Source organism: Parashewanella hymeniacidonis (assembly GCF_016900895.1).
In the GTDB taxonomy this organism is placed as follows: Bacteria; Pseudomonadota; Gammaproteobacteria; order Enterobacterales; family Shewanellaceae; genus Parashewanella; species Parashewanella hymeniacidonis.
This window is the reverse complement of the sequence record NZ_JAFEUN010000006.1, coordinates 67085-78329: the sequence shown is the minus strand read 5'-3', so window position 1 is coordinate 78329 and position 11245 is coordinate 67085. Positions and strand designations below refer to the sequence as shown.

The following is an 11245-nucleotide window of genomic DNA, read 5'->3' as shown; positions in this document are numbered from 1 at the left end:
ACGCCGATGTCGAGACACCTTTTCAAGTTTGCGTAAAACCTGCCAAAAACAAAATTTGTCATTTTGGGCGTTTTTAAATGACAGGCTTTCTCTTAAAAATACCATCCCTTTACTGGGGGATTTGGTGTTGCAAGGATCTCGAACTACCACAACTTATTGAGTAGTTACCTGTTATCTAGAGGGTAGCCTTTATTTGCAAGAAATGTACTGATTTGTTCAACATAAGGACCGAGTTGTTTAGTCACTATTTTATCAAACATAGTCTTTAAAAAAGTATGGTTTATTCCAACACTTGATAAATCTTGCACATCACCAAGCTCAACGAGTTCTGATGGTGTAACGCCAAAGGCTAAAGCTGATGCGATAACAGCCCCAACGGAAACTCCCACAACTTCTTCTATGGCCATCAGTTTTTTTTCGCCTAAAGCCATAATAATCCCAGGTAGTGCCAGACCTTTTGCTCCACCTCCACCGATGCACAATCCCATAAAATCGAGTTCAGGGTTACTTTCTCTTTCCTCTCTGACTCTGTCAATATAACCCCTTTTTATAAGCCCTCTGTCATTGAGGGTAGACTTTATTATTTCGGAAGCCTCTTTATGAAAAAAATAGTCAAAAGAAAAAGCGTCAGCCTCGTCTTGCGAGTTTTCAATAAATTTAACCAATTCAACTGCACCATCACTATTAAATGAAACCTCATAATCGAAATTATTTATACATATGGTGTATTGGCCCTCACTTGTTAAGTATGAGCTTAAAGCGGCTAAGCCGGCTTCGATAGAAACTTGTAAAGGTGACATAGTATCTTATCGGTTAATCAGAGCAATGGTATGCGTGTTTTTAAACGCCGAATAAAACTTTTATTAGCAGGGTATGAACATTGTTTCGATTGTCTTTATATATCACTTTAAAATGTTTGGTTGAAGAGATGCCAAACATGTCTGATTAGCTTTTCTAATCTTTGGTCGTTATGTTTAAAGCTTTAATTTTTGCGCACAATAAAATAAAAAGGAAACTTTAAAATAGCATCAGAATCATTGCATTGTAATCTTGATTATTGTTTTCACTTCTGAATTAAGATTTTGGAAATTTGCTGCATGGCAATAAACATTTAAAGGCAACACGGCTGAATTTATATCATGCGAATGGTCTTTTTACAAAGAAATGTTCATTCTTTTACACACTCAAAGTACATAAGAGGTTGTGTCATTGCTAAAGGGAATATTTCACAACAAAAATGTGATCAAAGGTAGGTTTTTAGTGGTTTATCTTTTATAACTAGCACGATGAAAACGATCCCGAACATTACGCAACATTTCCCCTCTGTACAGCCCTTTATTATTGCGGATATGCAATAATTAAAATAACATTAAAGAACATTCTGAAACATTGGTTAACTATAAAAATGTGTACATAAGTGTGTACATATTGTTTTGTTCTTGGAGCGAGGGAGTTATGGCACTAACAGATTCATGGTTGAAGTCAGTAAGTGGCAAGGAGTCAGACAAGCAAATAGAAAAGGCTGACAGGGACGGTTTAAGTGTTCGAGTCACAAGAAAAGGTAAGGTTGTTTTCCAGATGCGCTTTCGACATGCAGGTAAACCTTGTCGGCTTGATCTTGGTTCTTATCCGCAAACTTCTCTAAAAGAAGTGAGAACAGAAGTTTTAGAGTTAAGAGCGCAACTTGAAAAAGGTCATGATCCGAGGGCTATAAGAAATGCTCAGAAAAGAGCAAACCAAGAAGCGATCACAGTTAATGAGCTTTTTGAACAGTGGTATCAAAACTATTGTGTTCAGCATTATAAATATCCTAAGCCGATGAAACGTATTTTTGAGATCCACATATCACCCAAAGTCGGAAAAATACTTAGTGATAAAGTGACGCTTCACGAGTGGCTGTTTCTTTTTGAGCAGTTAGCCAAAGAACACCCTGGTACTGTTCGCCATGCTGTTGTCATTACAAAACAAATGACCAGTTGGGGAAGAAAGCGCCAACTTGTTAAAGTTAATAGCTTAATTGAAATTAAAGCTAAGTCAGATTTAAAACTTCCAGATAATAGAAGAAAGCGAGTGTTGACCGATGATGAAATGAGGATCTGCTTTGAAGCTATTGAACAAATGAAAACTCGACCTATTTCCATTATTACTCTTCATTTACTGTTCCACTTTGGGTGCCGTGGTTCTGAGTTACGTCTTGCAAAGAAAAAAGACTTTGATTTAAAAAACAAAGTTTGGACTATTCCAAAGGAAAATCACAAAGCAGGGCGGTTTACTAATGATGCGTTAAAACGCCCCATTATTGATGAAATTTTACCATTAGTAGAAAAAGCTATGGAGCTTTCCCCAGGTGAATATTTACTGTCTATAAATGGTGAGCGCTTATCAACCAGCGGGCTTGAGCATCACCCGATAGGTATTATTCGTTGGGCTAAAAAGAAAAAAGATATAGATATGGAGCCTTGGACGGTTCACGATATTCGCAGAACAGTGAGAACTCGAATGTCCCGTTTAACCACCAATGATATTGCAGAGATAGCACTAGGCCATGTATTGACAGGTGTGCGTTCTATTTATGATCAGTATGATTATTTGGAAGAGCAAGCCGTAGCTTATCGAGCATGGTTTAAATGTTTGAGCCAGATCCTTACGCCAGATACTCAGTCTAATGTTGTAGATATCAAAAAAGCCGTGTAAATAAAAAAGCCCCTACATCGAGGGGCTTTGTTTTTTGTTCCTTAATGATGCAACTAACTGCTTGAATACGCTGTAGAAGAAAAACCGCAAACACCCAAAAAGAAACCAAAATCGTACCACCCTCCATTATTATAAATGGCATATACAGCTGTGCTGTCACTAAATAGAGAAACAACCCATGCAAATGGGAATATGAACCCATGCCACAACCCATACCAAAAACCGACGGGCTCCATGTTGGCAGCTGTATTAAATGACACGCTATCAGCGCAGCCAGAGATTAATATTACTAACAATATTACAATGATGTTTTTCATGTATCTTCTCTCTACGTTTCCGTGGATTGTTTACGTTGCTTGTAATACTTTTTCAAAAACACAGGCCACGCATAAAACAGTAGCGGCCATACCAGCGCTGTCGCAAAAAAGAATCCGACAAAGCGAAAGTGGCTGGTTTTTCGTTTAAAGATATTCATCTTTAGGCAAATGATGAAATGCAAAGTCGTAAGGGCTACACCGATTGAGAAGTAATTCAGCATACTTTCAAGCGTGGGGTAGTAGAGCCAAAAGCTAATCTGTACTTTATCCATGTTCGTTTATTCTTCCTCAACAGGTGAGTGCATCAACTCCCACATTTCTTCATTAGATAAGTGACGAACTGCGCCATTTTCAACAATCGCTCGTTCACCTTTATCATTTACCAACACAAAACCACTGAACTCATAACCTTGCTCTTTTGCAATCTTCATTGCTTTATCAGTGGTGATTTTAGTTTGTTTCGACATTTCGTTACTCTTATATGTCAAGCTCCGGACTTTATGCGTTAAGCTCCGGACGTTATATGTCAAGCTCCGGATTTATATGTGGAGCTGATCGGCATACTTTGCGCTTCAATATTGCAATCAGGGCAGATTGGGCGAAACGGTAAGCCGTCTACTTTTCTGAGCCAGTATTTAGCTTTGACCGTTTGCCCACAACGCTGACAGTCCTTATGAAACTTGGTCGGCTTTTCTGATTTATGCCGCCTTGGATCTGCCATAATTTAACCCTCAAATATTGACCAGCCAGTTAGCCACCATTCGTCTTTACGAGTAAACCAAAACTCACCAGAAGGGCAGAGGCAACCATCTTCAAATTGAAGCATCCCGTTACCTAAACCTTTTACCCATTCATTACTGGTGAATGATTCGTGAGTCAGCTTTTCGCCTGATTCCATTAGCTTTATTGCTTCGTCTTTAGTCACAGCAACTTTCCGAGTTAAGATTTTAAGTATTCATCTAAGCGATTTTGTAGCGTTTCGCTTAGTTGAGATTCCTGTTCTGGTTCTATAGTCGTAGCCAAGTTGCTCAAGTGAGTTTCAACGTGACTCAACTCTGACTGCACTAATTCAACATCCTCACATGAATAGCTTTCGCCACCAGTTTCAGACTGAATAACAAATTCAGCTATTTCGGTAGTTTTCAACTTAATTGAACGCAGAGTAATAGCCTGTGTTTTATTCCAGCTTTCAACAAAATAATTGAATGACATATCAGGATCACAATCTTCAATATTCCATTCGCTGAATGACTCACCATTAACTGAAAAGTAAATAGTGCTTTCATCTGATATAAAACGATAACTCAGCACGTTTCCAAAATGGTCTTGTGTCTGACCGCTATTCATTTCTTCTTCAAGCTTGTCGTAACAGCTATCACAAACCATAGTTTTAAAATCTTCTGGATGATTACACATATCATCCATTTCAACGATGTTGCCGCAGTTCGGGCAAGGACAAGGCATATCCATTTCTTCTGACATAAAAATTTTCCGTCCGTAATTAACAACAGTCGTTGTCTGCGTAATCATCACAATCAACAAATGGTTCACCGCCCTCAAGAGCTTCTTCGCAAACAGCATCAATGAACCGCCCAAAATGCGAGTCGTTATCACCAGATTCAATTTGACGAGCAAAGTGCTTTAACATTTCTTGTTCGTCAGTGACATTACCTGTGACATTTGTTGTTACGCCCATTTCGAAAGCGTTAGATAAATATTCAGCGGGAATAGTGATAATTAAGTCACTATCGTTAATTGTTGCGTTTACTGAAGCCATTTCTATCTCCTTTGAAGTAGTGGCAATTTTCCGTGAATTAGGCCGCTTGGCCTTTTAGTGATTCGATAAACTGAGTAGCTTGCTTCATAGCTGCTGTATTAGTCGGTTGTTCGTTACTAACACGAACCCCGTTACAGAATGCAACAAAAGAAACAACACACGAATTATCATCATTTACTTTTGAATCAGCTCGAATGCCAACTTGCTTATGAATGAAAATGTCGCCATCTGACAAATATTCATATCTCTGCAAGTCATTCATTGCATTCCATTGTTCTTGTGTGATTTTTGACATAAAAAATTTTCCGTCCGTAATTAAATTTCTGGTTTACTAACTTGTATCATAAGAACTTTATAATCCAGCGAGTCAACGATTTTAATACTCGCTACCGCATCGTCTTTTGATTCATAAATTTCCAGTTGACCAGTTTTTTGATCAACTTGGATGTGTTTCCCTTTTTTATCTGTAACAGCAAAATAAAAAGCCATAAATTTTCCGTTTAAATTTAGTTTGTTAACTTATGCCACCGACACGTATGTCGGTAGCAAATTTTCCTAGTAAATTATTTAGTTTTGGGTTCAACATATTCTTGCTTCACGATTGCGCAGCAATTCCCTTCTCCAAGCTGACGAACGAAAGCATTGTGAACATCGTTTGTTATTGCTGATTGAATAGTTGGCGTCAGCTTTAAAAGAGCTTCGGCAACACTCATGAACTGCTCAAAGTCAACACCGAACTTTTCCATCAATGGAGTATCAAAGTCCTCATTATCGTTGATAATGTTCTCTGTTTGTTCTTCTGTTAATCCAAGTGCTGCACCCGCAAGCTCTTGATAATCCCAATATGCTGCCATTTTTATTCCTTAAATTTTCCGTTTAGTTAAACTGGTTCAACAAAATTTGGTGCTTGATAATTAGCCCAACCGAGCAATTGATAGTTTTTATTGAAATCAATCTTTTCGTAAAAGTCCTCAAATTCACAATGACGTTTATTCTCAACCCAGCCGACCGAACCTATCGGACAACCATCAATATCAATTAAGTAATCGTCACGCTCGATTAGTTCTTCATTAGCATCATATTCAAGAGGCCGATTTTGATAATGAGCAAGGAAGGTAATAGTTTTGAATTCAACTCGCTTTGTATGTGGATTAAGAAACTCACTTTTAACCGCAATCCAAAATAGCTTTTCTTCGCCTTTTTCTACATTTGGAACGGTGTCGGGCTTGTTCCATTTATTTCTTCTTGTGCGCTGTTCAGATTCGGCACGCTCAGACATTTCGAGAACATCAGTCTCTGAGCAATCTTCTATCCCGCTAAACGAATCTTCATCTGTTGCTATCTTTTTAGCGTAGAGAAAGCCGTCATACCAACCGTCCCCATATACACTATCTAAGTCGATTTCCATTTCTTACTCCGTACTGTAAGTAGATTCAAAATTCCGTCTATTGATTATTGTTAGCTTCGAATTGCTCAAGTTCTGCAATTCTCTCTTTTGTTTCTTTAATGCCTTTTGAAATCATCCGTCTTTTTTTCATTAAAACGGGCAGTTGACCTTGCTTCATTTCTAGCTCAGTAATAAGAGGCTTTGGATCTGAGTAATGCGGAAAGTCACAATTAAACGCCTCCCACGCTTCATTGTCGTTAACGTGGCGACTGCCATCAGAGAGCATTTCTGACTTGCAATAAGGGCAATAAAATTTTGGCTTTTGCATCAGCAATTTTCCGTGAATTAGGCCGCTTTGGAGCGTGAAACGCTGGCGGCAAGTGGTTCTAATATGTGAGCGATAACGTCAACCGTCCAGCCATTGCCAAGCATTTTGTAACACTGGCTATTGCTCACACCTTTGTTTTGCGTGTAACCGTCAGGCAACGTTTGCAGACGTTCACATTCAGTAATCGAATAGCGGCGGCAGACATTCGGCTCAATAACTAAGATATCCATATCCGAGTGATTGCCACCACTATGAGCGCCACCGGTTAAACATGACGCTTTAGTTTGATTATTTTTAACCTTTAATTTCTTATCGACTTTTACAAACGGTGAATCCCATTCTTGTTTTGAATTTAACGGGCTACCACGACCTCCGACTCTTAAGCATTTGGATTTAAAGCGAACTTTTAATCTATCTTTGGTTTCAACCAGAGGAACCATTGAGTCCTTATAGACGGTCGTTAAACAGTTAGATTTTTCATCAAAACGCACTTCCATATATTGCTCAATTGGAATGTCTTTGTTGTAATCGTCACGCTTACCAGACGCAGACAGTCTGCGTCCGACAATTCGAGCGCCCAAACCGCAAGAAGGTAAATCACGTTCAAGAATATCAATCAGCTTTACGCCTTTATCTTCAGGAATAATAAAATCCCAGTTCGCCCAATAGTAACGCTGACGACTTTGAGCCGACACCAAAGAAGAGTTGATAAATACTGGCTCACAGCCCAGCATGTCAGAAATAATTTTTAAGTAATCCTTTTTCATTTTCACGTTTTCAAGCATGAACTTAACATCAGGGTTCACTTGCTTAATGTGATTAAGGATTTTGACGTATTCAAAAAATAACGCTGACCGGGGATCATCAAATGCGAGTTGCTTACCTGCATAACTGAATCCCTGGCAAGGCGAGCCACCAATCAACAAATCGATTTCAGACCAATCAATGTCCCAGTTGCGCCAGTTCGTGACATTACCTAGCTGAACATTATCAGGCCAATTAGCTTGAGCGACTGTTATAGCGTGCTTATCTACCTCACTGGCATAGTAGCGCTCAACGTTAACGCCTAACTTTTCAAGTGCTGTTCTGCCGCAGCTCATACCATCAAATAGACTTAATACTTTCATTTTGTTCCTTAGTTAAAGCAACACCGCAGGCTAGTATTACAAGTTGAATAAATCAAAGTTGATGTATACACTATAAATCAAAGTTGATTTATTTCCAATCGTTTTTAAATCATTTTTGATTTATTTTTAACGATTGACTACTATTGCGAGAATCGCACATTGGAAGCTAAGACATTGCCTAAGAAGATCACCGACAACCCTGAGTATGTGGAAGCATTACGGGCGTTTTTAAAAGAGAAACGAAAGGAGCTAGGCGGCTACAAGGCAATGTATCGCTTGCTATATGGCGTTGAGCCTACAGTGAACGAAGAAAAACGCCTGATTAACTTAATCAATAGAGGCGCTTTGTCTGGTGAATTTATCGGGCTATGTGCTGATAAACTGAGTTTGAACGATGTAACGCTAGGCGAGATTTACAAACTAAATCAAAGTTGATTTAAAAAGCCTGACTCGCAATAAATGACATATCTACAGGGTCGGTTGATAACAGTTTCTTAGTTGTTTCAACTGACTTATTTCCCAACATTGCATGAATGTGCGACTCGTCAAAACCTTTTCTGTGTAAGTTAATAGCGTAAGTTCTGCGGCCTGATAGTATGCTTGGTGATTCAATGCCGCCATCTTTCAATAGTTTTTTAATGTGTCTGTTCAGTGCATCACAGCTATAAGTATCACTGCCGACGGTTGTTTTCTTTCGAACTATTGAGAACGGTTTACCTTGAGAAGTGAAAAATAGGGCATCGTCAGGTTCCAAACCTAAGTAATGGTCAGGGTGATCACCTAATCCAACTTTGTTTTTAACTCTCCAGTTCAGGTATGGCGATATGTCTTGTCTCATTCTAGTTGATATATAAGCGGTTCTAGCCATTTCGCCTTTAACTTCATATCGCTTTCTAATGCTGCCGTTCTTGTGAAGTATGTCTTTAATCTGTATTCGATTTATTTCAAGCGTTGTAAGAGCTGACGCAAAGAAGAACACAAGTAAACATTTTTCCCTTTCTGGAAATTTATTTACTTTTTGAATGACTTTGAAGATCCATTTTATCTTTGATGTTTCGATAAATTCAGGAAGTGCCATGTAAGTATATTCCTCAGGTAAAAGAATAAACCGACATAGTAAGAGGTGAATGCTTAATTATTGATGAACGGGCGTTCTAAAATTAAGCATTCCACGGAAAATGCACATCCAGCAAAAGAGCGAGTTGTGCTACACTGAGCCCAACAACACCCCTCAAGCTTGCTTTTATTGCAAAAGCAGCTCAAACCGAGGGGTTGCTCATTTCTGATTGTTAAAGAGCATTCGCCTCCGCAGAGGCGAGAAACGATTAGGCGGCTTGCTTGAGTTGGCGCTTTAGGTTGATCTTGTTGCGCTTGCAGTGAGCAATAACGTGTTGCTTGGCAATAGCGGTCATGGTTTCGGTTGGCGTGGAGTTTTGTGCCGATGCCCACACGATATTACCGTCATCACGCAGTACGCCTTGACGGATGATGCCTCTGGCCTTGCACACATATTCATAAATAGGCGTGTCTGGTACTCCGTCAAACTCGTTGGTTTGTGATACCACGGTTTCAGGAATGAAGCGTAACTGGTTGCCGTGTTCATCGGTGTGGATCACGTTGTCTGTGTGCGCCTTGAGTGATTTGGCGTACTGGTTGCGCTCGGTGGCATATTCGTTGCGCTGCTTTTTAAACACTTCGTTGGACTCCTTTAATTCAGCGTTTTTCTTTTGCAGCTCTTTATTGACTTTCATCAGGCGCTTAGGATTGATGGATTGCAATTCTTTGAGTTGCGCACGTAAGCCAATGATGATGTTGTCGTCTTTCTTTTTCACTTCAACTGCTTTTTCAATCACCTGGTTTTGTTTTTCCATCAAATCACGGTCTTTTTCTGCGGTCTTTTGCGCATTTTCTAACGATTCAGTTAACTGGCTGATAATGGCGTTTTTGCTGTCCAGTTCGTCCATTAGCTGATTGAACTCTAACACTTCTTGGTTGTATGTTTCAGGCAGTGCTTGCGCAAGGCTTGATAGTTGGTGAATGATGCTGTCCATTGCGATAGGTTGCTGCTGTGTCATGGTGTTACCTTTTATTACTTATTTATTGGATTAAAAATTTACGCTACGTTGTCCCACGTTGGGCGGTAGCCTTTGGGTTGCATGAGTTTCATTAAGGTATTGCCGTCTTGCTTGAGTTGGTCACGGCTGATATACCCTTGCTGTGATCCTTTCCAGTTTTTATCAAAAATGACAATCGCACTGGCAAAGCCTGAGCTTGATGCGTCTTTACCTTTGAACCATTTCGGCAAGTCGAACCCAACACGACCTTTAATGAAACAAACGTGATCTGCTTCTTCAGGCCACCACGTTTCTGAAGTAGCGGCTTTGATTAAAAACACGAGCTTTGCACCTTGCTCACGTTCCGCTATGGCTTTATTGATGATGTTGCGCATACCGGTAATGGCTTGACCATCTTCGTATGACGAACGAGAGTAGGGTGGGTTGGCGTAGGCTTTGCCGCCTTGTAAGTCTTGCGCCCAATCTTGAATAAGGGCATTTTGCTCACAGGTATAGAAGCGTTCACACTTGGCGTTGTCACCATCGGTAAATAAATCTAAAACAAATGGACCGAAGTTAGCGAAGATCCCCCAAAAGATATCGTCAGGGGTACGCCATTGATCGCCCACTTCTTTTAACTGGTGCAAGTCTTTGGCTTTGGTGTCGTTTAATTGCTTGGTGTAGTTGTTCATGTTATCCCTCTAACTCGTAGTCCCAATATGGTTTATCTTTCGCTAGCATTTTTTTGAAGCTGTCCAATGAGCTGACTTTTACTTCACTATGCTTTGTGACTTTGCCGTCAGGGTGTTTAAATTCTCGCTTAAATAGCACTCTGGTTTTCATCTTTCTTGGCATTTCTACAATGGCAAGAATTTCAAAAGTGACTTCACCCTCAGCATCAGCCCAATAAGTAACACTGTAGCCATATCCGCTTCCGTCACACTCTTCCTCTTTTCGAGCACCTAAGCACCAGTAATCCTCAATACCTTCGCTACCTCGAAAACCTGACAAAAAGTTATCTTTGGTGAATGGATATGGGCGTGTGATTTTTTGTCCTATTTCCATAATTAACACTTACCTGTTATGTGTTTTCTGAAGGCTGAGTAATCCGGCCATTCGATTTCTTTAAGTTGCTCATGCTTTTGCGCCACTTCTTCAAGTCGGGTTTTGGCTCTGGAAAGCGCTGAGCGTTTAATGCCATTTAGATCACAAGCAAGATTTTCTTCCAGCCCTTTGACGTAGTGATCTTCCAGTGCGCCTATGACGCTATCAGAGTCGATGCGAGTGAGCTGAATTAACAGCTCAATGCGCAGTTGTGGCTCTTGACCTTGGGCTAGATAGTTCATGCTGCTTCACCACTTTGCTCTTTTAAAAAGGTTTCAACTTTGCGAATGTCGTATCGGTTGCGCATTAAGCCTTGTTGCTCTGGTTCTATCATCTTGCCTTCGTTGCGCCATTCTCGAAGGGTTTTAACGTGAACACCGAAATACTCGGCAAGTTGAGTTTTGCTGTACCAGATTTGTGTTATTTCCATGTGAGTTCCTTATGGCTCCGCTTGGGA

The 11245-nt window shown here is 40.0% G+C and carries 21 protein-coding genes; 3 read left to right on the top strand and 18 right to left on the bottom strand.

Going from position 1 to position 11245, the window contains the following annotated elements:
* Positions 1-164: 164 nt before the first annotated feature.
* Positions 165-800, bottom strand: a complete 636-nt coding sequence (locus JQC92_RS02615) for a patatin-like phospholipase family protein (protein ID WP_204998188.1) — start codon at positions 798-800, stop codon at positions 165-167.
* Positions 801-1455: 655 nt separating this feature from the next.
* Between JQC92_RS02615 and JQC92_RS02610 the strand changes: the two genes are divergently transcribed.
* Both JQC92_RS02610 and JQC92_RS02605 read left to right on the top strand, forming a co-directional pair.
* Complete coding sequence (locus JQC92_RS02610; RefSeq protein ID WP_204998187.1) at positions 1456-2694, top strand: tyrosine-type recombinase/integrase; 1239 nt, start codon at positions 1456-1458, stop codon at positions 2692-2694.
* Between the two features lie 135 nt (positions 2695-2829).
* Complete coding sequence (locus JQC92_RS02605) at positions 2830-3159, top strand: hypothetical protein (RefSeq protein ID WP_204998186.1); 330 nt, start codon at positions 2830-2832, stop codon at positions 3157-3159.
* Between the two features lie 130 nt (positions 3160-3289).
* On the opposite strand, the gene JQC92_RS02600 is transcribed toward JQC92_RS02605, so the two are convergent.
* From JQC92_RS02600 to JQC92_RS02550, 11 genes are all read right to left on the bottom strand, one after another.
* The gene (locus tag JQC92_RS02600) at positions 3290-3478 is read right to left on the bottom strand and encodes a hypothetical protein (protein ID WP_204998185.1); all 189 of its coding nucleotides are present in this window, start codon (positions 3476-3478) and stop codon (positions 3290-3292) included.
* A 59-nt stretch (positions 3479-3537) separates the two neighbouring features.
* The gene (locus JQC92_RS02595) at positions 3538-3732 is read right to left on the bottom strand and encodes a hypothetical protein (protein ID WP_204998184.1); all 195 of its coding nucleotides are present in this window, start codon (positions 3730-3732) and stop codon (positions 3538-3540) included.
* Between the two features lie 3 nt (positions 3733-3735).
* The gene (locus JQC92_RS02590; RefSeq protein WP_204998183.1) at positions 3736-3936 is read right to left on the bottom strand and encodes a hypothetical protein; all 201 of its coding nucleotides are present in this window, start codon (positions 3934-3936) and stop codon (positions 3736-3738) included.
* 14 nt (positions 3937-3950) lie between these two features.
* Entirely contained in the window at positions 3951-4493 is a 543-nt protein-coding gene (locus tag JQC92_RS02585; protein ID WP_204998182.1) for a hypothetical protein, read from the bottom strand.
* 19 nt (positions 4494-4512) lie between these two features.
* Positions 4513-4788 carry a hypothetical protein gene (locus JQC92_RS02580; protein WP_204998181.1) on the bottom strand — a complete coding sequence of 92 codons (276 nt, stop codon included), beginning with the start codon at positions 4786-4788 and terminating at the stop codon, positions 4513-4515.
* 37 nt (positions 4789-4825) lie between these two features.
* Positions 4826-5083, bottom strand: a complete 258-nt coding sequence (locus JQC92_RS02575; protein ID WP_204998180.1) for a hypothetical protein — start codon at positions 5081-5083, stop codon at positions 4826-4828.
* Between the two features lie 20 nt (positions 5084-5103).
* On the bottom strand, positions 5104-5277 hold the full coding sequence (locus tag JQC92_RS02570; RefSeq protein ID WP_204998179.1) for a hypothetical protein: 174 nt from the start codon (positions 5275-5277) through the stop codon (positions 5104-5106).
* A 74-nt stretch (positions 5278-5351) separates the two neighbouring features.
* On the bottom strand, positions 5352-5642 hold the full coding sequence (locus tag JQC92_RS02565; RefSeq protein ID WP_204998178.1) for a hypothetical protein: 291 nt from the start codon (positions 5640-5642) through the stop codon (positions 5352-5354).
* Positions 5643-5668: 26 nt separating this feature from the next.
* Entirely contained in the window at positions 5669-6196 is a 528-nt protein-coding gene (locus JQC92_RS02560) for a hypothetical protein (RefSeq protein ID WP_204998177.1), read from the bottom strand.
* 37 nt (positions 6197-6233) lie between these two features.
* A complete protein-coding gene (locus JQC92_RS02555; RefSeq protein ID WP_204998176.1) occupies positions 6234-6503 on the bottom strand; it encodes a hypothetical protein in 270 nt (89 codons plus the stop codon).
* 17 nt (positions 6504-6520) lie between these two features.
* On the bottom strand, positions 6521-7630 hold the full coding sequence (locus JQC92_RS02550; protein ID WP_204998175.1) for a DNA cytosine methyltransferase: 1110 nt from the start codon (positions 7628-7630) through the stop codon (positions 6521-6523).
* Positions 7631-7789: 159 nt separating this feature from the next.
* On the opposite strand from JQC92_RS02550, the gene JQC92_RS02545 reads away from it, so the two are divergent.
* Positions 7790-8065, top strand: coding sequence for a hypothetical protein (locus JQC92_RS02545; protein ID WP_204998174.1), 276 nt, complete (start codon positions 7790-7792; stop codon positions 8063-8065).
* 1 nt (position 8066) lies between these two features.
* Here JQC92_RS02545 and JQC92_RS02540 read toward each other — a convergent pair whose 3' ends face one another.
* From JQC92_RS02540 to JQC92_RS02515, 6 genes are all read right to left on the bottom strand, one after another.
* Positions 8067-8708, bottom strand: a complete 642-nt coding sequence (locus JQC92_RS02540) for a site-specific integrase (RefSeq protein WP_204998173.1) — start codon at positions 8706-8708, stop codon at positions 8067-8069.
* A gap of 247 nt (positions 8709-8955) precedes the next feature.
* Positions 8956-9705, bottom strand: coding sequence for a hypothetical protein (locus JQC92_RS02535; protein ID WP_204998172.1), 750 nt, complete (start codon positions 9703-9705; stop codon positions 8956-8958).
* A 38-nt stretch (positions 9706-9743) separates the two neighbouring features.
* A complete protein-coding gene (locus tag JQC92_RS02530) occupies positions 9744-10376 on the bottom strand; it encodes a phage N-6-adenine-methyltransferase (RefSeq protein ID WP_204998171.1) in 633 nt (210 codons plus the stop codon).
* Position 10377: 1 nt separating this feature from the next.
* On the bottom strand, positions 10378-10749 hold the full coding sequence (locus JQC92_RS02525; RefSeq protein ID WP_204998170.1) for a hypothetical protein: 372 nt from the start codon (positions 10747-10749) through the stop codon (positions 10378-10380).
* 2 nt (positions 10750-10751) lie between these two features.
* On the bottom strand, positions 10752-11030 hold the full coding sequence (locus tag JQC92_RS02520) for a PapB/FocB family fimbrial expression transcriptional regulator (RefSeq protein WP_204998169.1): 279 nt from the start codon (positions 11028-11030) through the stop codon (positions 10752-10754).
* Positions 11027-11218: a helix-turn-helix domain-containing protein gene (locus JQC92_RS02515; RefSeq protein ID WP_204998168.1), complete on the bottom strand. Its 192-nt coding sequence runs from the start codon at positions 11216-11218 to the stop codon at positions 11027-11029. The genes JQC92_RS02520 and JQC92_RS02515 overlap by 4 nt, the downstream gene beginning before the upstream one ends.
* Positions 11219-11245: the final 27 nt, after the last annotated feature.